Source organism: Microcoleus sp. AS-A8 (assembly GCA_039962225.1).
GTDB lineage: Bacteria > Cyanobacteriota > Cyanobacteriia > Cyanobacteriales > Coleofasciculaceae > Allocoleopsis.
On the sequence record JAMPKV010000039.1, the window covers coordinates 1 to 25,752 of the forward strand.

The window sequence follows — 25,752 nt, forward strand, 5'->3', positions numbered from 1 at the left end:
AAGATGGTTGATACTCTTATTGCTACGGCGCTTGATTTAGTCAATCCTAAACATTTACGAAACTGGTTTACAAACTGCTGCTATTGTACTTCATAAACCTGCAATCTGCTGTAAGTCTTGCAACAGCGCTGGAAACAAAAAGACTTTCTGCACCTTTTTCCCTCTCCAGTGCTGCTAGTTATGTACCAGTCGATAAGGTCCAAATGATTGTTGGAGAACTAAACAAACTCCACACAATGGGTGCAACACCCAATCACATCGCCTATACCTTGCGTCTCTTGGCTGCCGAACGGGAATCGTCCCAGGAAATGCGCGATCGCATCGATTTAGTTTGGACGGGGCAGGAAGTCGTCGGCTCTGAAAGTCGCGATACCAGCATTGTAGTGCGCGAACTGTTCAGCACTGCCAAGACGAGCGTGCTCATTTCCAGCTTTGCGATTGACAAGGGAAAGAAAGCGCGAGAATTGTTTGGGGTACTCGCAGATCGAATGGATGCCAATCCAAAACTTCAAGTCAGGATGTTTCTAAACGTGCAACGTCCTCACAGAAGCCAAGCTCCAGAGTCTACTCTACTCAGAGAGTTTGCCGACACCTTTCGCAAGGCAATCTGGCCAGGGAAACGGTTGCCAGAGGTCTTCCACGATCCACGCTCCCTAGCAATGGGTACGGGAGAGAGAGCCAGCCTGCACGCCAAGTGTGTTGTAGTGGATGAGGAGCGCTTGCTCGTTACATCGGCTAATTTTACGGAAGCGGCTCACGAGCGTAACATTGAAGCGGGTGTACTGCTAGCTGACCCCGTGGCAGCTAGAGCGATGCGATCGCAATTTGAGACTTTGGTTTCTAGAAATATCTTACGCCGAGTTCCTGGCATTTGATAATGAAACTTTTTAATCAACTCCTGCCTGATAGTATGACTAACATTCACCCAGAACTCTTCCACTGACATGGCATATTGGCTGTTCCAAGGCAATCCCAAATACTACCGCGTCCTTGATGGCATCCGAGACTTTGAACAGATGCCTTGGTTGGTGACTCGCTACGGGAAAGACATTGCTTCTGGTGATGGAGTTCTGGTTTGGGTGTCTGGGAAAGAGGCAGGGATTTATGCGATCGCCACAGTCACAGAACCCGCTCAGGTTATCACCAAGCTACCAGACCGCCAATACTGGGGAGACCCCAACCGCGCTACAGGAAAACAGCAAGCCACCATCCGGTTTATCAGCAAACTGCTGGACAGCCCACTACTGAAAACAATTTTACTGAAAGACCCCCTACTAAAAAACTTATTGGTCATTCGCGCTCCCAACTCCACTAACTTCAAAATTACTCAAGAGGAGTGGCAACGAGTACATGAGCTATTAAAGGAGTCAACTTAGGGAGCGCATCCCTCGGAGTTTTTTAATGGCACAAAAAGCTTAGATTCTGTTAGCCCTTACCACGCCTTCGCGAAAAAGGATGGAATAGATGTCGATTAACCGCACTTTGATGACACCCCACTATATTACAAAATAACTAAACTAAGGATAACGACATGCCAAAGGTAGGGGGTGCTTCTCAACGGTTCTTTTCCGTTGACAAAAGAGCTAGATTATGCGGCTAATTAGGCGAGAAACGAAATTCGTTATCTTCTATAATCTTCTTCAATGATAAATTCTAGCTCTTCCAACAGTTCCTGAACCCGCTTCCATTTCTTAGGATTCTCCCAGGGCTTCGCCGCTCTCAGGCGACGGGTCGTGGCATCAAATTGAGAGGAGGGAGACTTGCTCTCAGAGCGGAATTGAATGGCTTTGATGCGTTGCCTGATTTGTCTAAGGGGTAGGTCTTGCTCAATTGCTTCCTCTAACAAGGATTGTCGCACCTCGTCGTCTTTGACTCGTGCGATTGCAATAGCCTTGGTGTAGGCAATTTTTCCCGTTTGGAGAGCCTCCAAGATTTCTGAGGGGAGGTTAAGTAAAGGAAGGCGATTAGACACAAAGGATTCCCAAGTAATTGACCCCAACTCCTCAAAGACAGCTTGAATGGTTTGCCCAAGCGAGTTCCCCATAACGTTATGGGGAACTTTTCCTCGTTGTTCGTCACGCATCCGGTGTAGCAGTGAAGTGACTTCCACACTCGCCACATTGAGGCGGAGTGCTAGCAGTTGCAGGATGCCTTCTGTCTGTTCAACGGGGTTGAGGTCTTCTCGGATCAAGTTCTCCACGAGGCTAATCTGAAGCGCTTGTTCATCCGATAGAGAGCGGATGGCGACAGGGACTTCTTTAAGCCCAGCCGATAAAGCAGCCCGATAGCGACGTTCTCCAGCGATTAATTCGTAGCTTGAGTCCTTGTCCGGAAGGGGTCGTATCAGTAGGTTTTCCAAAACGCCATGAGCCTTAACCGACGCAATGAGCTGCTCCATTTTAGTCGGGTCGAAGTAGCGGCGAGGTTGAGAAACGGGGAGAGTAATGGAATCTATAGGAACCGTTTGAGGAGCCGTTTGGGACTCCTCCTCTCCAAACAAAACATCGAGATTGGCTTTGGCTTTGTAGGGGCGATCGCTTTTACGGGGCATTGAGTTGCTCCATCTGTTGGGCTAACTGGTTTAAGATTTTGAGGACAGGGTGCTTAGGGTCATAGACGGCCAAGGGAACCTGTTCTTCGGAGGCGTCCACAAACGCCGTCAGTCGCGGAATCGGTTCATAGACTGTTGCTACCGTTGCCAACTGGGCTTGGATTGCCTTGAGAGTGCGCTTGTCTTGGGAGTTACTCGCGGCATAGCGAGAGGGAACGAACCCGGCTATTTGTAATTGAGGATTGCCTCTTTTTCTAACTTTAGCTACTGTTTGCAAGAGTAAGTTAGTTCCCTGGAAAGCTTTGTAGTGTGTCTCGATCGGAACGAGAACATGAGTGGCCCCAACCAAAGCGCTGTAGCTCAATAGACCTAAACTCGGTGGGCAGTCGATTAAGATAAAGTCATAATTGTCTCTGATGGGGTCGAGCGCTTCAGACAGGCGAACCTCGCGAAAATCCAGGTTGACTAGCTGGATTTCGGCGGCGCTGAGTGTGATATTGGTGGGAGCAAGAGCCATGCCGTGAAGGGAGGGCAGGATGAACAGTGGCTCCTCATTGACCAGGGTGTCGAACAGAGTCTTATCCAAACTGTCAGGGTCAATCCCCATGAAAGTCGTTAGGGAGGCTTGGGGGTCGAGGTCGATGAGAAGAACCTTGTGACCCCGTGCAGAGAGTTGGTAGCCCAGGTTCTGAGTAATCGTCGTTTTCCCGACCCCACCCGCTTGATTAAACAGTGCGATCGCTCGGCTCATCTAGTTGATTGCGTGGCACATTTAGCTTGAGAGCCAGCATATCGTGAATGAGTGGCTTTCCTTCATCTTTATCTGTCACTAGCGATCGCACGTTTGATACCAACCCTTACGTCCCTCAACAGTCTCCGCTAGTAGCCGTTGGTAAAATTAGTCCTCACGCTTTTGCACTCGTGGAACAGAGAAGGCTGACGAGCTGGCTTAATCTTCTTGCCCAATCAAGTCCACAGCCTTAGCCAAGTCATTAGGGGAGGGCTGGCAATAGCGCCTGGTGGTCTCTAAATTTTCATGTCCTGCCAGCGCGGCAATTTTCTCTAAACTAACCCCGGCATCTACTAAATTTTTACAGAAGGTATGGCGCAAGGTGTGAACACTAAAATTACTGAGGTTACCCCTGTATTTTTTCAGCAACCAGCAGACTCCACGGGGAACCATTCCTCCCCGCTGCCCTTGCATCACTGACTTATCCATGCCCCGGTTTTTTTCGTAGCCCAATAGCAGCAAAGCAGAGCGAGCATCCTTATTTAGAGGAATAACCCGGCGCTTTGAGCCTTTGCCTGCCCGCACAACCAGCTCACAGCAGCGATCGCTAATCTCAACGTCTCCCCAGCGGAGGTCTGTCAGCTCAGCAACCCGCAGCCCTGTGTTCAGTAGCAACTTCACCATCCCCAAATCGCGGCAGCTGCCATCGCGTTCCACCCGCTGTAGCAAATCATGTTGTTGGTCGGGAGATAGCCAACGGATTCCTTGGCGCTGTTCCTTGACCATCCTGGGCATTTTAGGGACTGATTTAATCCGCTCTGTGTCCTGCGCCCAAGTGAGAAAAGCGCTCATGCTACAGATCTTTCGATTGATGGTTGCGGGCTTAGCGGTCTGCGCTAAAAAGCGCTTGTAGTCCCGCAAATCCAAATTAGTGATTAATTCCGGACTGAATGGGCCTTGGGTTTGTTCAAACCACTTTATAAAGCCGTTTATATCTTGCAAATAGGCTCTAATCGTGTGGGGACTGCGCTCGTCGGCCTCTAATTCCATCCTCCAATCTTTTTGCCAATCGTCAAAATCATCGGCTGAGTTTTTGGGTCGATAATCCGCCAACCGTGCTACTTTCCCCATAGTTTGCCCCTCAACTCAACAGATAAGCTTGATTATCAGGCACTGATGTAGCAAAAAAAAAGTAATTCTCGCGCCCAGATTAAGCTAGAAAAAAGGAGTAAACTGCTGGTAAAATAGCGAGTACAGTACTTAATTTAATGGCGAGTGAGCATCCGAAAGTCACGGCGTACATTCCCCAGGAAATCCTTAAGGCGCTGGACGGCTGGAAGCAAGCTCACAGCCATTGAATCTCGCAGCGCCGCGATTGTAACCATCCATGCGGGCTATTTGGCAGTGTCGCACCCAGCACCGCTCCAAGATACGGTACTGAACAACCTGTTAACTGAACTCAGCCAACCAAAGGAGCGAGTAGCCGCCCTAGAGCAGCACATGGGTACCGCACCACAAGCAACACCGAGTACGGTGACTGAACCAGACAAGCCCAGCCGCAGTGACATGCTCCATAAGGCACCGAGTACTGTTACTCACTCAGACGGCTCTGGCTAAGCGCCTGGGCTGTTCTGATCAAGCGATCGAGAAGCACCGTTAGGGTGGCAGCAAAGAACAGTTCGCCACCTGGTCTGGCGATCGTGACCCGGATGGGGTGAGTTGGACTTAGGAGGGCAGTGGGGGCAGGAGCCAGCCTTAGGTTTGTGTCAGCAAGTACTAAGGCAGAATAAGGCCGCCAATTTTTCTGGCCCAGCGCTCCAAGTACTCAGATATTGAGAGCTTGTTGAGCGCTGCCAGCTGCTTTATTCTCGATTTGGCAGTTGGGGTGAGAGCCACTTGAAGAGTTTCAGACTTTGGCTCGTCGTAAAACACTCCCTCGCCCCTCATACGCTTTATTGAGGTGCGCCACTGCTCCTCCTGTCCTTCTGGTTTCTGAATTCGCCGCCTTCTTGCCATATTGCCTTTTTAGAAATTGCACAATATCTGAATTTTACGATGGCTGTTCGACCTGCCCTTTTTGTAGAACGCATAGCGAAAAGCGGGATAGCTTTTAAATCATAAGCTTAGTTTATAGTGGATAACTTGCGAAAATTTGGGTGTTCTGCCCCAATAGAACATTTTTATAGAACGCTTTTACAAATTTTTATCTCTGCAATATACTTCCACTTGTTTTATTTTTACCTAAAAAACAGGTAGACTAACTATTTCTAGTGGCATAATCAAATCTATATAGTATGTTAGAAATTAGGTCATATATTACTGGCATATTTTTCGATATTCAGACCAAAGCTGATAAGATGTAATTCTTACAGGGTCACGGATAGATGGCAGTTACAGCACTATAGGCTAAAGGAGTATTAACAATTAATAGTAATAGATTAGGAAAGTATACAGGAGATTTATCCTAGGTATTGATTGATAACCATCCTCTCCCAAAAGTTGTATATTTTATATAAAATAAATACAAATGCATTATTAAATAAATGACAGTTAAGAATGAGTCGTAATTCATCGCTGGTATAAAAGATAAACTAAAATCGTAGTACAATTAGAAAAATCTAAGACTACCTATACATAAGTAAAATCAATAAGTTAGTTTTTAGCTAATTTCTAATCCGTGAGGAGAAAAAATCCGATGAATAATAGAACGCTGCTGGATGCCTGGGAAACCTTCGAGCTTTCCTGCTCCAAAGATGCCTCTTTATGCCAAAGTGCGCTATTTCGCTTCACGCTTCCGGGGTTAGGAGGAAGCCAGCCTTCGGGAGCTAGACTTACCTCAAAGGAAATCGCTGCTGCTCTCAAGACGCTCGCCTCAATAGACATCTCTACCGACATCGGAGAACGCCTTAGAGAGGCACAAAAACAAACTTTTACGCTACTGAACACTCCCAATAAACGACAACGCCAGCCGAGATATTACCTGAATCAGTTCATCAACTGGGGTATTGAAAATGAAACTTTTCCCTCTGCAAAATCACCCGAAGAGAAGCCGCATTACATCTTCTATCCTGAAAAACTAAAGCGAATCAAACTAACTAAGCGAGAACATGTCTATAAAAAATTCGTCTTTTCTTTCGATGTGATTGATTATGAATCTGAACCGCTCGATCCCGAACAGATACAGCAGCATCTTCAGCGAATAAGCCAGGAATGTACTAGCTTTAAAAAATACCAAACCAGCGAAAGATGTCGGCAAGTTACCGCAGACTCATACGAAAGGCATTTAAATCGAATTTTAGGATGGCTTTATCGAGAAAAAGGTATTTCTTTGGCTGAAATCAGCCTCAGTAAGATAGTTCCTTTTGTCCGGCTGAACTTTCAAATTAGAGAGTTTTCCTCTAAGGAGAATCGCTTATTATCTCAATTGATTGCCAAGGCTGAAGCTTTAGAAAATATCAAGCACGAAGCCGAACAACTCGTCAATTTGCTAATAGAGTTTTTCGCGTGGCTCGAAAATCCTCCATCTCCTAAGACAAAAAAGACCTATATAGATAGTTTGATTGCTTACAGCAGGTACATCTACCGCAACGAAACAGATAAAACAATGGCTTTAAATTTTGAGGACATTCCGCTCATCAATCGCCTCAAGGTTTTTCAGAAAGAAGTTGAAAATGGCAAAAAAAACAATTTTAATTCCATCCAGAGATATCTTCTTCCTTGGCCAGACGCTCTAGAGGTGCTTGAAAAATTACGTTTTGAAACTGAGCTAGAAACAATAAAAGTTGGTAAAGGGACAAAGAAACGTCAATTGTCTGCCAAGGCAAAATCATTGCAAAATTTTGTTTTGCTGGGATTTTTTGTTCTGGTTCCACCCTCTCGCCAGCGTGTTATTCGCGAACTAGAGCTAGGCAGAACTCTTAAATATGGAATTTTCGAGAACGAGCGATTTACATCTGCCGAAAAAATGGCTAATCCTAGCGAAGCAAGATACTACATTCATTTGCAACCAGAGGACTACAAAACTGGGGATATCTACGGAGAATGGCTGGGTGAGTTTCCCAATACTGAATTTCCCGATGGCTCTAAGTTTTACGATTATTTGAATCGCTGGTTTTTTAGAGGTTATCAAGATGAAAGTGGTGAATGGCATGGGATGCGAGAGGCGATTGCTGTCCCTGGCGAAAAAACAGTTTTTGTTATGGCGTCTGCAGGAAAAGCTTTTAGCAGTGCAGGAATGACCAGCAAAATCAGACGTATTTTTATTCGTTGGACTGAACTTCCGATTACGCCTCATGACCTCAGACACAGCTTTCGCTCCTACATTGAAGAACCAGACACTAAAGCAACAACAGAAGAGAAGGAAAGTGCAGCTTTCTGGATGCGACATTCCAGCACTACTGCAAAGAAAAAATATGCACACTTGGATTGCGGGAAGAAGCTTCGCCTAGGAGCAGTTTTGTTGGGCAGAATTAATCAGCAGTTTTTGTCAGCGTCAGCACGTACAGAGGGGCAGGCGCTTAGATGTCAGAACGACTGAATCGGCAGTTGCTCAACGGCAAGAAATAGCCGAGGCGGGAACTGTGAATTTTTCACAGTTCACTATCTAGCTCCCTGGCTCTGTCGCCAACCTCCTCTGCTACTTCAAAATCAATGATTTGTCCGGAGCCATCGCGCTGCACGATCAATAAATCTTCGTGAGCACGAACCCAAGCGCGACCCATGCTTGCCTTCATCGCACTAGCAGAACGCAGATGCTCACGCATCTGTGCGGCCTGTGCCTTCACAGCAGAAACATCAATTTCTGGCTCCTTCTCTGGCTCCTCCTCCAGCTCTGGCTCTAAGGTGGCGGCAGGAAGCGCTTCGTTTGTCATGGCGGAGGGAAGCTCATGGAGCTGCACAGAATTGGTCGCCAAGGTTTGGATAGCCGCTGCGGCCTCCTCAATCGTTACCTGTTTTTCCGGTAAAACCTCAGCAGGAATATAAGCGTTACTTACGCCTAGAGCTTGTTGTTTTTTCCATTCATCATTGAGGTTGGCTAAATGGCGCTTGTAGCCGTTCCAAAGTGTCCGAGCCTCATTCACATCCCTCATGGCCTTAAAGACAGCTTCAGTAGCCTGAGATGCCGTCATGTAGTTAGCCTCAAACGTTCGCTTGAGGTAGGAAATAAAATTCGGGAACGGGCACCCCGGTTTCACCTCCCATTCCTGCTTTTCACAGGTGCCCACCGGCTCTCCCCGGCGATACTCATTCAAGTACTCACATGGCTCACCAACATTCACTGACTTGAGAATTTGGTTAGCCCATCCGAGGGGCGATCGCACACCGGATTTATTCTTGCCCAGCTCCAGCAGCTCTTGGTAAAAACCGTCCCGTTCCTCTTGGGATTTGAAACCCTGGAGCGCATCGAATTGCGTCGGTTTAGAGTATTTTACGTTGCGCGGGGCGGCGGAAAACTGATCTTCTCCCGGATGTTGGTTGTCCTGAGTTATTTTCTTGTGACAATTTTCTACTTCATCCGGGTTGACAAAATCAGGAATTTTGGTATTTGCTTCTTCATTGATTAAATCCAAGCTCTTCTCTCGCTCTTGAGAGAGTTCTTTGGAAGTATTTTGGAATTCTTTGTATATAGAACAATCTGGATTATTCCAGATTGCTTTCTGGAAATATCCAGATTGCAATCTGGATAATTTCAGATTGGCTCTGCGAGAGCGTTTGGGCGGCTGACCCGAACGCGAATTTAGTAAATCCACGCCAGTATCATCAAGCAGCTTCTGGTAGTTAATCCTGTACCATTTGCGCTGGTTATCCTCCTGCATATGAGGCGCTGGAGTAGCGAAGCCAATGCTCCGTTTCAGCTCGTGAAACCTTGCACTTATAAGCCATCCCAGCTTTTCCAGCTGGCGAATATATCCTCCAATCTGATCGATGCTGAGCCAGGGAAACTGCTCTTGTATCTCCTTGTAACCGTTGTAGATCCACTTCGTTTCATCTTTAAGCAGATATCCCGAATGCTTATTTTGCAGCCAGTAATGAAACCGCTGAAGCAGCAGCGTAGGCCGTTCGCTACCCAGGTAAGTGGCGATCGCGTGGTGGCAGATCGAGAAAAAGTTAGCTTCGTGGCACCCTAAATTTAAAGACGTATTCATGCTTCCTCCAGGTTTGCGTGAAGGAGGCTAAATGCTAACCTTGAAGTAGACTTTCGCGTACCTGCGTACCCGCGTACCCAAGTACGCAAAAGTTTGGTTCTTAGCTTAAAGCTAGCAGCCTCCAGGAGCCAGCTCAGAATTAATCCCGTCAAAGATATAGGTCTGGGCTGGTCATCTTCTCTAGATTGAAATTTAGCGCTCAAGCTTCAGTATTTACAAGTTCAGAAAAGCCCTGGCAGCGTCATCTGTCGGGTTTTTTTCTTATTTGTTCATGACTGTAGCGGAAGAACTATTTTCGGCAATAGTTCTGGGTTGTGGGAGCCAACAGCGGTGCGATTTCTCCTCACTCCTCGCCCCCTTACCCCCTGCCTTTGCCGCCACTGCTGGTGTCAGCAGTGGGGGGTTCGTTTTTACTCCTCTCCTCAAGCGCCCTAAGAATTACCGTTGCTGCCAAGTTACTTACTGGGCGGTTTTCTTGTTCTGCCCAGCTTTTTAGTTCCTCTATCTTCTCCTCCGTTAGATAAACCACTATTCGCGATCGCGATGGCATCGAAATTTTACAAATTAATTGTCTCTCCATATTCCTTCGAGGACTGTAGAGTTGTCAAAATTCCTCAGAGTGCCTCTTGACTCCTTGGAGCGGCTCCATTATCCTAACAGGTATCAGCCCAAGATTGCCCAATGCAGGAAAGCGCGAGAGAAACGCGACAAGACTGGGCAAGAAGCTGTTTACTCTTCAAAAACGGCTCAAAAGTAGACATAGAGCCGCTTAGAGATTTATTTTGCGAGTTTCAGGAGAAAAATTCATGGTTACGACGCATCAGCCCCAATCGGCTGGAATGACCCGCCAGAACCCACCGATTGCGGGTGGGGTTGATAATGGGGCAGGATTGGTCAAGGTCTGCATGGGCAGCGGAGCGCAGCAAATGCGAATCCGCACCCCTGCCAAGGTCTATGAAGTGCGTGAAGAATTGGATGATATTCTCACGTCAAAAGAAGGCGGTCACTTTTTTTACCAGGACGGCGAACGCCAAGACCTCGTGGGACGTGAATTCTTGACTGGAGCATTGGCAGCATGGAAAGCCCCAGCGACCCACATCAAGCTGAGCGATGACCCAGTACTGAAGGTGGAGTACTGCTTGCACACATTGCTAGGTGCGTTGGGCACGCTACCTCCGAAGCAGGAGTGGCACATGTTTCTGGTTCTTTCGATCCACGCGAAAGTGTTTCGTGATGCTCTAGCCGATAAGGTACGGGGAATGCACATCGTTTCGTTTAACGGTAAAAGCAACCCTACCTCGCGAGTCCACCTCAACATTTCATTGGTGGCACCAGAAGGGGCAGGCTCTTACGCTTATTGCAATGCCGCAAAACCAGAACCACTTGTTGACCGCACAGCACACGTTATTGCAGTGGATTTTGGCACCTCAACAGTAATCCCGACTGTATTTGCGCCTGGTGGCAAAATCATCCATCGCAAGGTGTTGGAGGTTGGCGGTTGTATCGATTTACTGGATGCTATTGCTGCTGACCCAGAACTAATCGCCTTCTTGGGTAAGGGCAAAGCAGGAAGTGTCGAAACGGTACGCCAGGGCATCGAAAATAAATCGTTCCAGTACGGCACGCGCCCATTTAACTTTCGTAACATTTATGCACGTCATCTAACGCCCTGGCTCAGCGATCGCCTACGCCTTGTGGAGAAGGAGGTTGAAGAATGGAAGGATGCGGCACAGAGTTTCGTGGCCTGGGGGGGCGGCGTGGAAATGCCTGGGGTCGCTCAGAAGTTAACTGACAGGGGAATCACTGCCGTTCCGGATGGCTGCTGGGCAAACGTGATCGGACTCCAGCGGATGGCAGAAGGTCGGTTAGCGAGAGGTAACTAACAATGGCATCGAATACACGAATTCGCATTGAGCCGGACATAGAAGACTACCTTCGCTCCCAATCCGAGAGAGTCATCGGAAAAGCTGGCGACACCATAACAGGAGCCGAGGTGACCACGCTTGCCAACCGTTTACTTTACGAGCACAAACTCGCGCAGTCGATGGCGAAACAGGTTCCATTCGCACGGCTTTTCAACAGTTTTAATCGGCTTGTGGAATGGTTACCTGGAATCGCAAGGAACGTTATCGCAATGCCTCAATCCTCACCCTCCGTGTTGAAAGAAGAGGCAATATCCGAACCCGACAACTTTGATTTCGATGCTGACTTCGCTGCTCAGTTTGAGGACGAAGCAGCGTGACCGTAACGTACTTGAATCTCACCCCCGGCAAACTTATCGAATGGCTTGCCTCCCAACCACCGCCAACGACACGAGAGGAAGCGCAACAGCTGAAACGAGTGAGGCGATTAATCAAAACGTCGAGAGACGAGGAGAACGAATAATGTTTCAACTACCCGATATTCCTAACATTGATGCCAATTTCAGCGAAGCCATCCCAGACGCTCACCTTGAATCCATTCGCCAGGAACACGAGCCGTTTCTCACGAAACTAGAGGCATTGGCGGTTCTCGCGATCGCAACCAACGACTGGAATGCATTTGATGCCCATCTTGTGGACTTCCAGAGTGAAAATGACCTTCATGGTGAAACCGGAATTGCTATTGGAGAGGAGCCTATAAACGAATGACCAACCCATTTGACAGATTTACCCCAGACGTAATCATTCACATCCCCCGTACCGAGCAAGGAGAAGCCGCCCGAAGTATGGCACTGGCGATGACCGACGCCGAATTGAAGGACTGGTGTAACAACATATCGATTCGGGACTTTGACGAGCCGTTTGACCCGGAGAAGTACCCCTGGCTGGACGGGTCTAGGGACGGCATGATCGACTTCGTTGTAGGGAGTTTCTTGCCGTGACCTGCCCCAACTGCGCCGACACAGGCATCAAACTAAATCCACGGGTGTACGTGGAGTGGGGCAACCCAGAATCAGGCACCCTACCGTTAACCACCACATGTGAATATCAGACGACAACCGAAGGTCAGGGCGCTGACGAATTGCACAGTCCCAGCGCTCCGACCAAAACCCGACGACCCAAGCAAAAGAATCGTAAGGACTACCCGAATTATGTCATCAAACATTGATTATGTTGCAGATTATATCTGCCGCATTTCAGGAATCCACGCTGGTCACCCTGACCGCATTCTTAACTCAAAATGGCGCATCGCCTCAAACATTGACCTGTTCCCAAAAGGAACTCTGGCACCAAACGGAACGTTGACCTCCGACCAAATCGCTCAAGTTGATGCCTACATCGCCAAATTCAAAGCTACTCCGGCCGGACAGGAAGCTATCGCCCAATACCAACGGAGGGCCAACTAATGCAACCGCAACTCACTCCGGCACAACTTGCCTTGATGGATTTTCTCGATAAATTGGCGACTTCTCCCTACTCACCCCAACTCATGGAAGAAGGAAACCAAGTAATCGACGCCGCTGTTGAGGAAAATCAACGACTTCTTGATTCTATTCACTCAGCAGCAGGTGCGATGAGAAATGTGCAGCAGTGCGCTCAGTTAGATGGAGGGATTCAGTAATGTCACAACCAATTGGATACTCCACCGGATACAACCCAATGACTCAACAACCAGATATCCTGCACCAGCTTCAAGAGCGCTTCGGTTCTCAACTTCAGGAGATGAGTTACGAGCAGAAAATTGTCTTCCGGGCAGCGCTGGCTGATTACATTGCTAATAAGCCAGTACACATTCCTAGCCCCCATCCCGACGAAGTAACTCTGATGCAGAGCTGTATTGAGTCGGCAGGCGTAAATTGGAACATCTGGGACGATGACGAAGAACTGTGCCAATACATTGAGTCTTGCGAAACGCTTCACGAATCTGACATGGAGGGATTAATTGAATCCCTAACCGCACAAATCCGAGGCAAAGTCTACGCTTCTCGCAGCGTTTAATCAACTATTCAATGCCCCTGGCGCAGTGCTAGGGGCATGGAGGGAATTCATGCAAATTACAAGCCGTCAGGCAACCACCTACCTAATTGGAGCGCAAGTAGCGGCCTTAGTAGCTGGTTACGTTATTCGCTCACCTTCCTTACAAGCTGAAGCCGAAAGAAAAGACGCTATTCGTACCGAAGAAACAGCAGCAGCTTACGAGCAACAGGAAGCCATGAATCGAGCCAAAAGGTGTCTCGTACTCATGACCGAACTTCCGATTACAGACGGCTCAGCCGCTTACTTCTCCTCCATCGAAGGAGGAAAACTGGTTATCCACAAAACCCGCCCCATACCCAGCGGAACCACCGTTTGCGACCAGTTTGGCAATACCGGAATTATCGCCTTTAACAGCGAAGGTAAACCCATCATTAACGACATCAAACGTCTGCCCTCAGAAGAAATGAAAAAAATCCTCATTGAACGAGGCGTAACCAAATCGGAGTAACTTTATGGCACTTGGCAAAAAAGAACAATCCCCCCAAATCATCCTTCCACCCAGCGCCCGAAGTGCGCCCCTATACGATGATTTCGACGAAGATAACATTCCGTTAAATCAACGCTTAGGTGATTTAAGCGACAAAACTTTCGGTTTCATTTTCAGCCCCAATACCATTAAGTTTGGAATCTTAATCTTTGCAGGGTTCTGTATCGCCATTAATTTGGCTGGCTACTACGACTTACTCAACCAAGTCTTTACCACCCGCCTTGATGAATTTGGTAGAACACTACCCGTAGAAGCTCCAGTTGGAGAGAGAGTAGTTAGTTCGATTGTTCGTTTTCCTATCCTGGGCACATTAATCAATTGGCTGGACAAACTAACCGGTGGGGTTGTTGCCCTAATTGGGGCAGTGGCCATCTGGTTCGTCGTTCAAGGACTAGAACTTTCTGGACGGTTCCACCTTTATCTTCCAGATGCCGCCCAAAACCTGCTTTACCGGGAAAATCGCAAGCGGATTGAGAACCCCTCCAACAACCAACCGGCCACCAAAAAAGCTTACAAGCTGGCATCTGGGGAAACAATGGCAATCCTCCGCTGGCTGTCACTAGCAGGGATTTTGGCCTATCTGGTGGATGCTTACGCGATGCATATAGCACGTCCCTGGATTGACGGGCTGGGAAATCCACTTTGGATTAACTGCATTTGGAATGGTTTAGCCGTCCTGGGAGTTGAACTGTCTCTAGTTTTATATCGCGGTTACAAAGCCGTCACACTGTCTGCGGCAGAGAAAGCCGATAAAGACCGGCACTAATGCCTGTGACCAATCACTAAATTTATGGGGCGTCCTCAAGATGCCCCAATATTTCAGGAGGGATTGAAAATGTATGATTTAAGACCCAACCTAGAACCAGGCAACCCGGATGGTCACACTGTTCTGCGTTACCTGGTGGAAACAAAGCAAATGCCAATCGATGCGGCTATAGAGCGAGTTTATCAAGCCGTGTCAAAGTTCGCCCAGGAATATCGGTCAGACCAAAACAAGTTGATGACGGGAATGATAGTTTCTGGAGTTTTCGGCCTACCTATTCTCTTCCCCTTTGGCGTGCCATCCCTACTAATTGCAGGGGCTATAGCAGGCTCGGTTTTCCGGTGGCAAGAGTTGGGAAGTATGCGCGACCGCCTCAAGCCCGAATATTCAGTTTTAAAAGGTTCAGTACTCCTCGAACAGTTCATCAAATGGTTGGCAACATCTCTTCGAGAGCGTAGAGAACAAGCCGCGAGTACTGGACAGTTCCAGCCAGATGCACTAACCCCAGCAAATATTATCGCGGCTTACGAACATACGGTGGAAGCGGTGATGAATGGCGAACACTTGGATAACAATGCCTCAGACCCCATACTGGCACTATTTATTCTCAAGCTGCGGCAGCACACCAACCATTTACCCAACTGGGTTATCGATGCATTCCGGCAGTTAGAGCAGGCCGAAGGGGAGAGAGCATTAGATGTAGCTAAAGCTAGTCTTTATATGTGGGGAAATCTAGAGGAGCGATACCCGCAGAGGGTGAAGGAGAATCCACAAACTCCCCCTCCACAAATCGGCTCTAACACGAAATTAGGAGCGGTTGATGTTCCCTCTTCAGAGGTGGAGGGTGAGCAGAGCCTGGGAAAGCTCCTACAGGTTGGGAAGGATGAAGTACCAATAACTCTATCCATCACGTTGGATGAGCTGACCTCTGTTGGGAATCGCGCCATATCAGACCTAGCCTATACAAACTACACGATTATTTTCCTCGGCACACCTGGAGCCGGTAAGACGACGGCTAAGGGAGTCATCTTGGGCAGAATGCTCCAAAAGTTTGGTAAGTCGCTCAGGCTTTATGCCATCGCGATGAAGAATGATTTCTTCGGCGGTGCCAAAGTCGCTCTTCTCAATCAAGATTCTGATTCTTGTTGGGAGATTCTTGTCGAGGTCATTACCGAACTTCGCTACCGAGCTTCAATGTTTCAAGGAACTCGCAAAGCTTACTGTGATGCCAATCCAGTCCGCTTAATTCTGGATGATTACGTCTCGCAGCAAAAACAATTTGATACTGTCCTTAAAGATAAAAAGGTTGGGCTACCAGAAGCGTCGGGAAGGATAAACAGTGTCAAATTCGGGGATGCTGTAGATGCGATTTTATCTGAGATTTCGTTCAACGGAAGAGAGTTAAACGTATCCGCTATCGTTGGCACGCAATCTGGAAATATAGCTGACCTCACATTTTTGTCTTCTAAAAGCGGTAGGGCTGCCATAACTCTAATGATATTAGCTTTGAGGAATACTGAGAAACGGCAGGGGAATTATGAAGTTATCAGCCAAAGTATCAATAATGCTCAGTTGATTGCGGATGAAGACGAGAGGAGGCGGTTGAAAGACGTTTTTCCACAAGCCAAAGAACTTTCAATTCTCCATCAGCAGCCTATCGTTCTCACCTCAAATTCGGATGCGGGAGAATACACTCTGGGAATTCTCCCGAATATCGTAGGCGAGTATGAGGAGTATGCTAACACTCGCTTAACTGAACCCGAAAATTGCTCCAACCCAAAACCTAACCAGTCCACTACCAAAACTGAATCAAACCGTGAAGACTGGGAACAAGCAATAGAGCATTTAGAGAAGACTTGGCAAATCCCTACTTCCCAACGTTCAGAAGCCAGCCTGACAGACGTTCAGAAAAAGCTTTTGGAAATTATCAGGTCAGCTACTAAGTATCCCATCTCTTTTGAATCCATTCGCAAGTCTCGCAAGTGGGAAGACACTTCTCCAGATAGGCATACTCTAAAAGCGGAATTGCGCGAACTGGAGAAGGAATGGATAAAAGGAAACGACATCACAGGTTACTATCTTCAAGACTGATTTGAAGTCACGGCGGAACAGTTCCAGGAACAGGAGAGGTGCTCTAAAAAACCCTGTTTCGTGCTGTTCCGCCGTTTCTGTTCGGTGTTCCAGGAACGCTGGAACTGGCGCATTATCAATGTTCCTAGCGTTCCGCAGCCTGTTTTGCTGTTCCACAAGCGTTCCAAGAACGTTATCACAGACAAAAGGTGGCAGGACAATGAATAAAATAAAGATACAGAGGATTCTTAGACCATCAACAAACTATCAGTTGACGGGATAATTTCAGCTTCTTTTCTATAACTATTCACCCAATAAAGGATGATTGGCATGACTGATGTAGGAATGTCCTTAAACCATTCAACACCACCTTTTGCTGCTTTTCCCGTACTATCAGTTAGCCTCTTGCTACTGAGTTGCTGATGAATGGTTCGCTCACATAAAGCTACCTGCTTTGTCCAAAGCGCAGTTAGCAGAATCGGTGGTTCTGAAACAGCAGTTCTAAGACCAAGTTGCTGTTCAACTCTGTTGAGAATATTTTGCCCAGTCTGTCCTACTTTCAGTTTCGTGTCATAGCGATCAACTGCCCACCAAAGCATACCCTGTCTATGTTTTCCAGCGAGAACGTTATCTTCAAAAGTATAAATATAAATAAAACCGCTTCCATCTCCCACTAATGGATCAGAATAGCCTGTATTCCTAAGCTTTTCAAAACTCAGAGCATCTGTTAATACAGTAGGAGACTCAAAATAGTCAGTATTAAATGTTCTTTTAAGGCGGTTACATTTCTCTAAATAATTCATTGAAGGAAAACCCTTCCAAACATAGGCAAAATCAGAAAGACTAAATCGAAAAACTCCCGGTGGAAGAGAAAGGCTATCAGTAATCTTAACCGCTGGAACATCATGCCAAATGTCTTCGATATTAAATGTCATTTAGTCTTCTATCCTGGAACTAATTTTCTGTTTTCAGTGTCGCATTCCCCTTTTTCGTTCACCACCGTAAAAACACGGATGTTTTTTTGATTCCGCTTTCTTTAAGTTGAAACCAATTACCCCATGTTTACCCTTTGACCAATGATCTATTACTGCGACTGATTCATCAGGAGACTTATAGCTCGTGTCAAGGGGTTTTAAGGATTGGGCAAACCCAATATGGGACTGTCGGGATACCTTAAGAAATTATTTTGTTATCACATTGCTATAAAATTTTAAGCATGTGTCGAAATTTGAGGCAAGGAGATTTTAGGGACATAGATAAAATGATGATTTTTGGTACACCCGCCAGGAGCTAAAAGACCAGTTGAAGGTATGTTGGGTCGATGTAGCATCTATCGGTCGTTTTTTGGTACGCAGTTTAACCCCTTTATGGAAAAAAGAGGCTTACGGTTCTTGAGCATCATTGATGCAACCTGCCGAATCGGGTGTTGCTGCCAAAACAATAGGAGCGCTATCATCGGGTAAGCAACACAACATATAAATTGTGTTGTCTTAAGAACGACACAATGTAATAATTGAGTTATGATTCCGCCATTCAATCAAAATGGTCTTCTACCGCCAGGGATACATTTGGCTAATTGGCAGAACTTTGCCGACCGATTCGGTACAACGCTCCATCGACAACACCTCCTTCTGGGGATGAAGTCGGGTCTGGAGGTTCTGCGAAGGGCAGGTTGTGGAATGGCTTATGTTGACGGCAGCTTTGTAACGGAAAAGGAGCACCCCAATGACTTTGATATCTGCTGGGACATCACAGGAGTGGACTCAGACCTACTTGATCCAGTACTGCTGAAATTCGACAAAGGTCGCTTTGCCCAGAAGATTAAATACTTCGGTGAATTTTTCCCAGCACAAGTAACCGAAAGTAGCACGGGAGTCGTTTTTTTAGAGTTTTTTCAGATTGATAAGGCAACAGGAAACCCGAAAGGTATTGTTGCCCTGAACCTGCGGGAGATATGGTCATGATTAAGAATGAGCGGCAATACCGCATAACGAAAGCCCAAGTCGAAAAATTCTCGGATGCTGTGGCGCAGCTATCTGAGCGGCCAGATCAACATTCGCAGATCAATCCCATCTTGCGAAAAGCGGAGAGAGAAGCTCTAGAAAGCCAACTAGCAGAGCTGCGGGTTCAGCTAGAAGAATATGACGCTTTGCGCTCTGGTCAGAATGCCGTGCTTGAACTGGAATCACTGGAAGAATTGCCACGCGCACTCATCAAAGCACGTATTGCAGCAGGATTGACCCAAAAGGATTTAGCAGAGCGCCTCGGGCTGAAGGAACAACAGATCCAACGCTATGAAGACACGGAGTATGCTTCCGCAAGCTTTTCTCGATTGGTAGAAGTGAGCCGAGCACTCGGAATTCAGGTACGTGAAGACATTCTTTTACCTAAAATCTCGTCTGCTTATTTGCTCGACCGATTGAATCAAGCAGGTCTCGCTCACGATCTGATTTTGAAAAGATTTTTGCCTTCACTGCACGCGACGGATTCACAGATAGAAAATGAAGAATCTGCTGGGAGTTTTGTTCTTCGTACAGCGACAGCATTGAAACGAGTATTTGGTTGGTCATGGGCTGATATTTTTAGTTCAAAACCGCTGCAATTGAACACAGCCGCACTAGGCTCGGCACGCTTCAAAGTCAACGCTAACGCTAATGAACGACGGCTCAGTGCTTACACCGTTTACGCACACTTTCTGGCACTCCTTGTCCTGGACGCTACATTAAATTTACCAAAGAAGCCAATTCCTACAGACCCAACGCAGGTTCGGGAGGAAATTCGCTCCAAGTATGGCTCTCTAACTTTTGAGAATGCACTGCGCTACGTCTGGAGCTTAGGCATACCAGTCTTACCATTAAAAGATTCAGGTGCTTTTCATGGTGCTTGTTGGCGAGTGGGGGGACGCGATGTGATTGTTCTCAAACAACAAACTGACTTTCCAGCCCGTTGGCTTTTCGATCTCTTGCATGAGTTATATCACGCAGCGCAAGACCCATCGCTTGACGATCGTGCCGTGATTGAAGCTGATGTAATGTCTCCAGAGCGCCGAGAGTCCAACGAAGAATTAGACGCCAGTGAATTTCCTGCTGATGTTGTACTCGAAAGCCGTGCATACGAGCTGTTTGAAATGTGCCTAGAGGCAGCAGGAAACAATGTTGCACGCCTCAAAGGGGTTGTTCCAAAAATTGCCAAGCAAGAGAATGTTCCGGTTGATGCACTTGCCAATCACGTAGCTTTCTGCTTATCGCTTATGGATAACAAAAATATCAACAATTGGTGGGGAACAGCAAACAATCTCCAAGTTCGGGGAGAGAATCCTTGGAAGATTGCGCGTGACGTTTTTCTGGAGTACGCCGACTTTGATCGGCTCAATGAGGTTGATCGAGATCTTCTGTTACGAGCACTATCTGATATCAACAATTGAGAGGAGTTATGCCAGCGAAGCAATCACTGAAAGACAAAGTTAAATCCCTTGAAAGCAAGGTTACTTGCAGAAGTACGGATTGTAAAAACGACTTGCACTGCTTTTTACAAGCAAACTCAAAAAAATCTACTGATAAATTTGGTAAATGCCGTGAATGTGAGACAGAGCTAGTTGATTGGGAGCGGGTTCATAAACGGGATATTGGCGATATAAAGCATACTTTTGAAGCTCTCAAGCATGAAAAGATTCGACACCATTTTTGGCACATTGACATCAACCAAGACCAAGGGGCAGTAAATCATGCTCTCAACAAGGGTCGGATCGACCTTCGTAAAGCTGCAACCCACAGACTTAGAAAGTATGTCGGCGAAGTGCATGAAATGTTGGATGGCAAAAAGCGCCCATATCGAGATGGTCAGCAAACTCCATATTCCGGTAACAGCATCTACTATGCTCAGCACGCTACAGCCTCCTGCTGCCGTAAGTGCGTTGAGTATTGGCATAACATTCCTCAAGGTAGAGATTTAACTGAGGATGAAATCGCATACCTCACTGACTTGGTCATGTTGTACATAGAAGAGAAGCTGCCGCAATTGACAGACCAAGCACAGAAGACTCCACGGATACGGCGTCAACCCAAAAAAAATTCGTCTACTGAGTAGTAGGGTAGGTAATAGTTTCAATGGCAATCAACACAGAAGCATTATCAACTCGCTATCGAGCAGCATCAGTTGATCTAAGTAGCAAGCGTCTCTTAATCACAAACTTTCGGAACACTGAGCAGGAGAAGGATTTGAGTGAATCTCCTAACTGTGGTGGCATTGGGCGTATCCGACACTTCCGGCGCAATTTTGGCGGGTCTGGCTGGCCACCAAACCCCTTACCTATCGACCCAGCTTGCAAGGTGCTTGGTCTGCCATCAATAGATATGATTCGGGCGCAGGTTTTCCAAAATGCTGCTTGCAACTGGCGTTGCTGGTATTGTTATGTTCCCTTTGAGTTGCTCAACGCCAACCCTGATTACTCAGAGTGGTTGAGTCCTGTCACTCTTGTCGATCGCTATCTCGACCAGCCTGATCCACCACCCATAATCGATCTAACAGGTGGTCAGCCAGATCTCGTTCCTGAATGGGTGCCCTGGATGATGGCTGAGATAAAAAGCCGTGGGCTTGAGCGCCAAGTCTACCTTTGGTCAGACGACAATCTTAGTAACGATTACTTCTGGCAATTTCTCTCTGACACGGACATTGAACTCATAGCTACATATGCCAACTACGGTCGCGTTTGCTGCTTCAAGGGTTTTAACGCCGAGTCGTTTGCGTTTAATACTCGTGCTGAACCTGCTCTCTTTGACCAGCAATTTGAGCTGATGAGAAAGCTTTTGACGTTAGGCATCGATTTATATGCCTACGCCACATTTACAGCGCCATCGGGAGTCGGAATAGCAGACGATATGCGTCGCTTCGTTGACCGTCTCCAAATGCTTGATGAAAACTTGCCACTGCGGACAGTTCCGCTCCAGATTCAGGAGTTCACGCCAGTCAAGGAACGTCTGAACCATGCCACCTCTGAAGCATTACAGAATCAACAAATTGCAATTGAAACCTGGCTTCAAGAGCTAGAGCGCCGATATTCCAGTGAAGAACGAGCCTGTAACATTGCCGATATACCTCTTTGTGGAGGCAGATAACTATGAAAATAACTCAAACTGAAGCACAGATGTTTGAAGATTCTGTTGACAGCTGGGTGCTTGATGCGCTCGCGTCTGGTGTCACTACATTTGAGCAATTACTGACCTTGCTGCCTGGTGTATATCCATCTATCGCCCTTAGCTCTCTCCAACGACTTGCATCTGCACAGAGGATTTCCACAGAAGTCATGAAAGAGCTGGTCAAACCAGCGAAGAGTAAATTAGAGCAGTCAACTCGTTCATATCACCAGATTTCCTTACCTGTTCCCCATCCCCTTGACTACGATTGGCGGTTTAGTGATGCGGCCGTTGAAATTTTGTTGAATGAGTGCAAGGAACTGACTCCTTTATATAGTACGATTGTACTGCTCGGTACCCCTAGCTTACTTCAGATGGGCATTGAACAGTCTTACCCACGCCAGCTAGTATTGCTTGAAGCCAGCTCGACGATAACAGCGAGTCTTACTCAAGCCGTACCTAACGTGCAGGTAGTGCGGTGCGACGTAATCAAGGAGCCACTACCAAAACTCTCAGCAGAAGCTGTTGTTCTCGATCCACCGTGGTATCCAGAGCATATTCAATCTTTTCTCTGGGCAGCTTGCCAACTTTGCAAAATCGGTGGATATATCTTAATTAGTATGCCTCCCTTCGGTACCAGACCTGGTATTGAGCGGGAATGGATAAATACGCTGGACTGGACACAGAAAATCGGTCTTACCCTGCTCCGTTTGGATAAGATGGCTTTGCCTTATGTCACACCTTTATTTGAACTCAACGGACTCAAGGCAGAAGGGGTTCATACAGTTCCAAGAGAATGGCGACGTGGCAATCTAGCAGTGTTCTCGCGTACCCATCAGGCTGAAGTCCCACGCCCAGCAGCCGTGCCACAAGAAGACGAATGGATTGAGGAAGTGCTGCTTGGCGTAAGGGTGCGTATCCGGCAGCCAAATCTATCAGGCTTTGCAGACCCATCTCTGGTATCCGTTGTACCCAGAGATGTGCTTCAATCAGTGAGCCGGAGAGATTCGCGCCGGAGGTTGGCTGATGTTTGGACTTCTGGGAACCGCATCTTTGCTTGTCAGGGGCGGGGTGTGCTTCAGCAAATTCTGCGGGCAGTCGCAGTGGGGCGATCGCCTTACGAAGCGGTAGCTTTGGCTCTGGAGCGCCCGTTAAGCTCTAGGGAAACCGAGCTTGTCTCCCACGCAACCAATCAGATCATAAACCTTGTTAGTACAGAGCAAAAGGAGAATTTACTCTTTGGGGAACAGCGGAACTATACAAACCTCTCTCTTGCCGCTGGTTGATCAACTACGGTCAGCTGTGCAGGGCGATCCTTTCTGGGAAAGTTATCTGAAGCAGTTGACATCACCTGCATCAGTTCCCTTCGCGCTTCACTTAGCCATTTTGGTAGAGCCATATCTCCAATTTATTTTGGATGGGAAGAAAACAGTGGAGTCAAGATTTTCCACACGTCGTTTTGCTCCCTACAACCGTGTAGATAAAGGTGACGTTGTGTTGTTGAAACAATCTAGTGGTCCCATTATTGGGGTATGTCAGGTTGCTTATGCTTGGTTTTATCAGTTAGATCCTGAATCGTGGCGAACTATTAGGGAAGATTTTGCGGTAGCTCTATGTGCACAAGATCCTATTTTTTGGGAGGAGCGTGAGGCAGCATCATTTGCTACCCTAATGCGAATCCGACACGTAAAGTCTATAGAACCTATCAAGTTTGCTAAACGCGATCGTCGAGGTTGGGTAGTTCTGCACGAAAGTTCTGGTCAACTACAACTTGATCTTGGGAATTTATGAAACCAATTGTTCTCGCCTTTGCTGGCAGTATCGCCAGTGGCAAGTCAACACTTTCCACTAAAGTAGCTGAAACTCTTCACTGGCCCCGTGTCAGTTTTGGAGATTATGTTAGGTCTGTTGCTCGGCTTAGAGGATTTCCGGAGTTGCGGGAAGTCTTACAGACTGTTGGTGCTGAACTGGTGGAGAATGATGTGAAGCAATTCTGCCGTGCAGTATTGGCTCAAGTCAATTGGCAACCGGGACAACGACTGGTAATCGATGGCATCCGTCATGTAGAAGTTCTCACGACATTACGTCAACTGGTTGCCCCGATGGATCTGTATCTCATTTTCATAGTGGTTGATGAATCTGTACGAGCAGTTCGGTTACTTGAGAGAGAAAAGAGTAATCCTACGAGTTATCAGCTTCTAGAACTGAATTCTACTGAACAGCAGGTGAAAGGTTACTTGGAAAATATGGCTGACTTGGTTGTTGATAGCACTTGCTCAATCGAAGAGGTAACGAAAGAAGTTACTAGCTGGCTTCAATCACAATGTGTTAAAAACTAAGAAACCACGTTTTTCACTGGAAGCAGGGATTAATCATGGGTCATCAGAAGATGCGATGGGATCAATTGCTCTGTGAGGAGCGTCAAGGACATGAGCAACATCCTGATGAAACGCGACAAGAGCGTAGTCAATTTGAGCGCGATTTTGACAGAATTATTTTTTCGGAATCTTTGAGAAGGCTCAAAGATAAAACACAAGTTTTTCCAGTTACAGATAACGACCACGTTCATAATCGCTTGACACATAGTTTAGAAGTTTCTTGCATAGGCAGATCCTTGGGCCGAATTGTGGGAGATAAAATTATTAAAAAATATAGAGATGGGCATCTAAAAGAATTGATAGAAAAAGGTTTAAATGAAGCAAGCTTTGGCGCACTTGTTCAAACGGCTTGCCTTGCTCATGATATAGGTAATCCTCCTTTTGGTCACTCTGGTGAAAATGCTATACAATCCTGGTTTTATTCAGAAACAGGAAAACAGCATTTGGAGACAATGAGTGAAGGAGAAAAAGAGGATTTAGAATGGTTTGAAGGGAATGCTCAAGGATTTAGAATTCTCACAACATCTGAACGACAAACTAAACGTAAGAGCTTACAGCTAACTTTTGCTACTCTTGCCACTTTTACTAAGTACCCCAGAGAATCTCTGGTTAAGGATAAAGATTTATTAAAAAATCAAGAAAGAGAAAGTGTTAAATATGAAGAATCTAAACGTAACAAATACGGATTTTTCCAATCTGAGAAAGAGATTTTTAAAGAAGTTGCAGAAAAAACAGGACTTATCCCGCTTGGAAACAATGACACAGCTTGGTGGTGCAGACATCCGCTAGCTTTCCTGGTAGAAGCAGCTGATGATATCTGCTATCGAATCATGGATCTTGAGGATGGCTTTAATATGGGCTATATCGATTATCAAATGACAAAAGAACTGTTGCTTAATATTGCCGGGAGCAAATACGAAAAAGATTTAAAAAATGGGAATAGCCAATCTGAGAGGCGAGAAGATATAAGATTTCTACGTGGAAAAGCTATTAATAAGCTGATAGATGTATCTACAAACACGTTTATTGAAAATGAAGAAGGGTTACTTACTGGTGAATTTGATAAGCCTTTACTACACACCGTTGAGGATAAAATTAAGGAAATTAAAAAAGAAATAAAAGCAAAAGTTTATAACTGTCAGGAAGTTCTCTCAATAGAAATAGCAGGATATGATGTCATTTCCGCTTTGTTAGATGAATTTATGACAGCAATTAATGATGATATCAGTTCAAGAGACCCAAGAAATAAGAAAGGTGAAAAAGTTAATAAATTATTGTCTGAGAGCTTCTTTGAAGGACAGCTTGGTAGTAGGAGATATTTGAACGCCTTGAAGGTTATTGATTATATCGCCGGAATGACAGATTCTTATGCTGTAACATTATTTAGGCAAATTAAAGGTATTTCTTTACCTCGCAGATAAAGATGCAAAGGGTGATTGGAGGGGTTTCCTCTAAGCATGAGTATAATTTTGATTCAAGTTATGGGAAAGGTAGCAAAGCTGAAACGAAATGCCATATTGCTCTCAGAGTAGGCAG

The 25,752-nt window shown here is 46.5% G+C and carries 29 protein-coding genes; 23 read left to right on the top strand and 6 right to left on the bottom strand.

Annotation, left to right across the window (positions count from 1 at the left end; genetic code table 11):
* Positions 1–83: 83 nt before the first annotated feature.
* Entirely contained in the window at positions 84–875 is a 792-nt protein-coding gene (gene drmC / locus NDI48_30265) for a DISARM system phospholipase D-like protein DrmC (GenBank protein ID MEP0835452.1), read from the top strand.
* Between the two features lie 69 nt (positions 876–944).
* The gene (locus NDI48_30270) at positions 945–1,376 is read left to right on the top strand and encodes an EVE domain-containing protein (protein ID MEP0835453.1); all 432 of its coding nucleotides are present in this window, start codon (positions 945–947) and stop codon (positions 1,374–1,376) included.
* A 245-nt stretch (positions 1,377–1,621) separates the two neighbouring features.
* Here the strand turns inward: NDI48_30270 and NDI48_30275 are convergent, their stop codons facing one another.
* The 3 genes from NDI48_30275 to NDI48_30285 all read right to left on the bottom strand — a co-directional run bounded on the left by NDI48_30275 (position 1,622) and on the right by NDI48_30285 (position 4,412).
* Positions 1,622–2,551 (bottom strand): ParB/RepB/Spo0J family partition protein, encoded by a 930-nt coding sequence (locus NDI48_30275; protein MEP0835454.1) that lies wholly within the window; start codon positions 2,549–2,551, stop codon positions 1,622–1,624.
* Positions 2,541–3,302 (bottom strand): ParA family protein, encoded by a 762-nt coding sequence (locus NDI48_30280; GenBank protein ID MEP0835455.1) that lies wholly within the window; start codon positions 3,300–3,302, stop codon positions 2,541–2,543. The genes NDI48_30275 and NDI48_30280 overlap by 11 nt, the downstream gene beginning before the upstream one ends.
* Positions 3,303–3,500: 198 nt before the next feature.
* On the bottom strand, positions 3,501–4,412 hold the full coding sequence (locus NDI48_30285) for a tyrosine-type recombinase/integrase (protein ID MEP0835456.1): 912 nt from the start codon (positions 4,410–4,412) through the stop codon (positions 3,501–3,503).
* A gap of 144 nt (positions 4,413–4,556) precedes the next feature.
* Between NDI48_30285 and NDI48_30290 the strand changes: the two genes are divergently transcribed.
* Together NDI48_30290 and NDI48_30295 are read left to right on the top strand one after the other, a co-directional pair.
* Positions 4,557–4,898, top strand: a complete 342-nt coding sequence (locus tag NDI48_30290) for a hypothetical protein (GenBank protein MEP0835457.1) — start codon at positions 4,557–4,559, stop codon at positions 4,896–4,898.
* A 1,078-nt stretch (positions 4,899–5,976) separates the two neighbouring features.
* Positions 5,977–7,818 (top strand): hypothetical protein, encoded by a 1,842-nt coding sequence (locus NDI48_30295; GenBank protein ID MEP0835458.1) that lies wholly within the window; start codon positions 5,977–5,979, stop codon positions 7,816–7,818.
* 52 nt (positions 7,819–7,870) lie between these two features.
* Here the strand turns inward: NDI48_30295 and NDI48_30300 are convergent, their stop codons facing one another.
* Positions 7,871–9,427, bottom strand: a complete 1,557-nt coding sequence (locus NDI48_30300) for a hypothetical protein (protein ID MEP0835459.1) — start codon at positions 9,425–9,427, stop codon at positions 7,871–7,873.
* Positions 9,428–9,785: 358 nt separating this feature from the next.
* Complete coding sequence (locus tag NDI48_30305; GenBank protein MEP0835460.1) at positions 9,786–9,977, bottom strand: hypothetical protein; 192 nt, start codon at positions 9,975–9,977, stop codon at positions 9,786–9,788.
* A gap of 256 nt (positions 9,978–10,233) precedes the next feature.
* Here NDI48_30305 and NDI48_30310 point away from each other — a divergent pair, with 256 nt between their 5' ends.
* The 11 genes from NDI48_30310 (at position 10,234) to NDI48_30360 (ending at position 16,727) form a co-directional block, all read left to right on the top strand.
* Positions 10,234–11,310 (top strand): hypothetical protein, encoded by a 1,077-nt coding sequence (locus tag NDI48_30310; protein MEP0835461.1) that lies wholly within the window; start codon positions 10,234–10,236, stop codon positions 11,308–11,310.
* A gap of 2 nt (positions 11,311–11,312) precedes the next feature.
* Entirely contained in the window at positions 11,313–11,669 is a 357-nt protein-coding gene (locus NDI48_30315) for a hypothetical protein (protein ID MEP0835462.1), read from the top strand.
* A 40-nt stretch (positions 11,670–11,709) separates the two neighbouring features.
* Positions 11,710–12,057 carry a hypothetical protein gene (locus NDI48_30320; protein MEP0835463.1) on the top strand — a complete coding sequence of 116 codons (348 nt, stop codon included), beginning with the start codon at positions 11,710–11,712 and terminating at the stop codon, positions 12,055–12,057.
* A complete protein-coding gene (locus NDI48_30325) occupies positions 12,054–12,290 on the top strand; it encodes a hypothetical protein (protein MEP0835464.1) in 237 nt (78 codons plus the stop codon). Before NDI48_30320 ends, NDI48_30325 begins: the two co-directional genes overlap by 4 nt.
* Positions 12,287–12,517: a hypothetical protein gene (locus NDI48_30330; protein MEP0835465.1), complete on the top strand. Its 231-nt coding sequence runs from the start codon at positions 12,287–12,289 to the stop codon at positions 12,515–12,517. Before NDI48_30325 ends, NDI48_30330 begins: the two co-directional genes overlap by 4 nt.
* The gene (locus NDI48_30335; protein MEP0835466.1) at positions 12,501–12,755 is read left to right on the top strand and encodes a hypothetical protein; all 255 of its coding nucleotides are present in this window, start codon (positions 12,501–12,503) and stop codon (positions 12,753–12,755) included. Before NDI48_30330 ends, NDI48_30335 begins: the two co-directional genes overlap by 17 nt.
* Positions 12,755–12,970, top strand: coding sequence for a hypothetical protein (locus tag NDI48_30340; GenBank protein ID MEP0835467.1), 216 nt, complete (start codon positions 12,755–12,757; stop codon positions 12,968–12,970). The genes NDI48_30335 and NDI48_30340 overlap by 1 nt, the downstream gene beginning before the upstream one ends.
* Positions 12,970–13,347 (top strand): hypothetical protein, encoded by a 378-nt coding sequence (locus NDI48_30345; protein MEP0835468.1) that lies wholly within the window; start codon positions 12,970–12,972, stop codon positions 13,345–13,347. The genes NDI48_30340 and NDI48_30345 overlap by 1 nt, the downstream gene beginning before the upstream one ends.
* A gap of 49 nt (positions 13,348–13,396) precedes the next feature.
* Positions 13,397–13,834: a hypothetical protein gene (locus tag NDI48_30350; protein MEP0835469.1), complete on the top strand. Its 438-nt coding sequence runs from the start codon at positions 13,397–13,399 to the stop codon at positions 13,832–13,834.
* A 4-nt stretch (positions 13,835–13,838) separates the two neighbouring features.
* Entirely contained in the window at positions 13,839–14,639 is an 801-nt protein-coding gene (locus NDI48_30355) for a hypothetical protein (GenBank protein MEP0835470.1), read from the top strand.
* 69 nt (positions 14,640–14,708) lie between these two features.
* Positions 14,709–16,727 (top strand): hypothetical protein, encoded by a 2,019-nt coding sequence (locus NDI48_30360; protein MEP0835471.1) that lies wholly within the window; start codon positions 14,709–14,711, stop codon positions 16,725–16,727.
* Positions 16,728–16,954: 227 nt separating this feature from the next.
* Here the strand turns inward: NDI48_30360 and NDI48_30365 are convergent, their stop codons facing one another.
* Positions 16,955–17,641: a GIY-YIG nuclease family protein gene (locus NDI48_30365; protein ID MEP0835472.1), complete on the bottom strand. Its 687-nt coding sequence runs from the start codon at positions 17,639–17,641 to the stop codon at positions 16,955–16,957.
* 585 nt (positions 17,642–18,226) lie between these two features.
* Here NDI48_30365 and NDI48_30370 point away from each other — a divergent pair.
* The 8 genes from NDI48_30370 to NDI48_30405 are packed head-to-tail and all read left to right on the top strand — an operon-like array spanning position 18,227 to position 25,637.
* A complete protein-coding gene (locus NDI48_30370) occupies positions 18,227–18,670 on the top strand; it encodes a hypothetical protein (GenBank protein ID MEP0835473.1) in 444 nt (147 codons plus the stop codon).
* Positions 18,667–20,130 (top strand): helix-turn-helix domain-containing protein, encoded by a 1,464-nt coding sequence (locus NDI48_30375; protein ID MEP0835474.1) that lies wholly within the window; start codon positions 18,667–18,669, stop codon positions 20,128–20,130. The genes NDI48_30370 and NDI48_30375 overlap by 4 nt, the downstream gene beginning before the upstream one ends.
* Positions 20,131–20,138: 8 nt before the next feature.
* Positions 20,139–20,792: a DUF4186 domain-containing protein gene (locus NDI48_30380; GenBank protein MEP0835475.1), complete on the top strand. Its 654-nt coding sequence runs from the start codon at positions 20,139–20,141 to the stop codon at positions 20,790–20,792.
* A 20-nt stretch (positions 20,793–20,812) separates the two neighbouring features.
* Entirely contained in the window at positions 20,813–21,820 is a 1,008-nt protein-coding gene (locus NDI48_30385) for a radical SAM protein (protein ID MEP0835476.1), read from the top strand.
* 2 nt (positions 21,821–21,822) lie between these two features.
* Positions 21,823–23,124 (top strand): hypothetical protein, encoded by a 1,302-nt coding sequence (locus NDI48_30390; GenBank protein MEP0835477.1) that lies wholly within the window; start codon positions 21,823–21,825, stop codon positions 23,122–23,124.
* 16 nt (positions 23,125–23,140) lie between these two features.
* Positions 23,141–23,629 (top strand): ASCH domain-containing protein, encoded by a 489-nt coding sequence (locus NDI48_30395; protein ID MEP0835478.1) that lies wholly within the window; start codon positions 23,141–23,143, stop codon positions 23,627–23,629.
* Positions 23,626–24,177 carry a dephospho-CoA kinase gene (locus NDI48_30400; protein ID MEP0835479.1) on the top strand — a complete coding sequence of 184 codons (552 nt, stop codon included), beginning with the start codon at positions 23,626–23,628 and terminating at the stop codon, positions 24,175–24,177. The genes NDI48_30395 and NDI48_30400 overlap by 4 nt, the downstream gene beginning before the upstream one ends.
* Before the next feature lie 35 nt (positions 24,178–24,212).
* Positions 24,213–25,637 carry a deoxyguanosinetriphosphate triphosphohydrolase gene (locus tag NDI48_30405; protein ID MEP0835480.1) on the top strand — a complete coding sequence of 475 codons (1,425 nt, stop codon included), beginning with the start codon at positions 24,213–24,215 and terminating at the stop codon, positions 25,635–25,637.
* Positions 25,638–25,752 lie beyond the last annotated feature (115 nt).

Excerpts from the sequence above, each read along its gene's own strand:
- NDI48_30335 (MEP0835466.1), top strand. The coding sequence starts at position 12,501 with ATGTCATCAAACATTGATTATGTTGCAGATTATATCTGCCGCATTTCA.
- NDI48_30305 (MEP0835460.1), bottom strand. The coding sequence starts at position 9,977 with ATGCCATCGCGATCGCGAATAGTGGTTTATCTAACGGAGGAGAAGATA.
- NDI48_30300 (MEP0835459.1), bottom strand. The coding sequence starts at position 9,427 with ATGAATACGTCTTTAAATTTAGGGTGCCACGAAGCTAACTTTTTCTCG.
- NDI48_30390 (MEP0835477.1), top strand. The coding sequence starts at position 21,823 with ATGAAAATAACTCAAACTGAAGCACAGATGTTTGAAGATTCTGTTGAC.
- NDI48_30375 (MEP0835474.1), top strand. The coding sequence starts at position 18,667 with ATGATTAAGAATGAGCGGCAATACCGCATAACGAAAGCCCAAGTCGAA.
- NDI48_30360 (MEP0835471.1), top strand. The coding sequence starts at position 14,709 with ATGTATGATTTAAGACCCAACCTAGAACCAGGCAACCCGGATGGTCAC.
- NDI48_30370 (MEP0835473.1), top strand. The coding sequence starts at position 18,227 with ATGATTCCGCCATTCAATCAAAATGGTCTTCTACCGCCAGGGATACAT.
- NDI48_30320 (MEP0835463.1), top strand. The coding sequence starts at position 11,710 with ATGGCTTGCCTCCCAACCACCGCCAACGACACGAGAGGAAGCGCAACA.
- NDI48_30280 (MEP0835455.1), bottom strand. The coding sequence starts at position 3,302 with ATGAGCCGAGCGATCGCACTGTTTAATCAAGCGGGTGGGGTCGGGAAA.
- NDI48_30325 (MEP0835464.1), top strand. The coding sequence starts at position 12,054 with ATGACCAACCCATTTGACAGATTTACCCCAGACGTAATCATTCACATC.
- NDI48_30400 (MEP0835479.1), top strand. The coding sequence starts at position 23,626 with ATGAAACCAATTGTTCTCGCCTTTGCTGGCAGTATCGCCAGTGGCAAG.
- NDI48_30355 (MEP0835470.1), top strand. The coding sequence starts at position 13,839 with ATGGCACTTGGCAAAAAAGAACAATCCCCCCAAATCATCCTTCCACCC.
- NDI48_30295 (MEP0835458.1), top strand. The coding sequence starts at position 5,977 with ATGAATAATAGAACGCTGCTGGATGCCTGGGAAACCTTCGAGCTTTCC.
- NDI48_30315 (MEP0835462.1), top strand. The coding sequence starts at position 11,313 with ATGGCATCGAATACACGAATTCGCATTGAGCCGGACATAGAAGACTAC.
- NDI48_30285 (MEP0835456.1), bottom strand. The coding sequence starts at position 4,412 with ATGGGGAAAGTAGCACGGTTGGCGGATTATCGACCCAAAAACTCAGCC.
- NDI48_30345 (MEP0835468.1), top strand. The coding sequence starts at position 12,970 with ATGTCACAACCAATTGGATACTCCACCGGATACAACCCAATGACTCAA.
- NDI48_30405 (MEP0835480.1), top strand. The coding sequence starts at position 24,213 with ATGGGTCATCAGAAGATGCGATGGGATCAATTGCTCTGTGAGGAGCGT.
- NDI48_30310 (MEP0835461.1), top strand. The coding sequence starts at position 10,234 with ATGGTTACGACGCATCAGCCCCAATCGGCTGGAATGACCCGCCAGAAC.
- NDI48_30385 (MEP0835476.1), top strand. The coding sequence starts at position 20,813 with ATGGCAATCAACACAGAAGCATTATCAACTCGCTATCGAGCAGCATCA.
- NDI48_30350 (MEP0835469.1), top strand. The coding sequence starts at position 13,397 with ATGCAAATTACAAGCCGTCAGGCAACCACCTACCTAATTGGAGCGCAA.
- NDI48_30340 (MEP0835467.1), top strand. The coding sequence starts at position 12,755 with ATGCAACCGCAACTCACTCCGGCACAACTTGCCTTGATGGATTTTCTC.
- NDI48_30275 (MEP0835454.1), bottom strand. The coding sequence starts at position 2,551 with ATGCCCCGTAAAAGCGATCGCCCCTACAAAGCCAAAGCCAATCTCGAT.
- NDI48_30365 (MEP0835472.1), bottom strand. The coding sequence starts at position 17,641 with ATGACATTTAATATCGAAGACATTTGGCATGATGTTCCAGCGGTTAAG.
- NDI48_30380 (MEP0835475.1), top strand. The coding sequence starts at position 20,139 with ATGCCAGCGAAGCAATCACTGAAAGACAAAGTTAAATCCCTTGAAAGC.
- NDI48_30270 (MEP0835453.1), top strand. The coding sequence starts at position 945 with ATGGCATATTGGCTGTTCCAAGGCAATCCCAAATACTACCGCGTCCTT.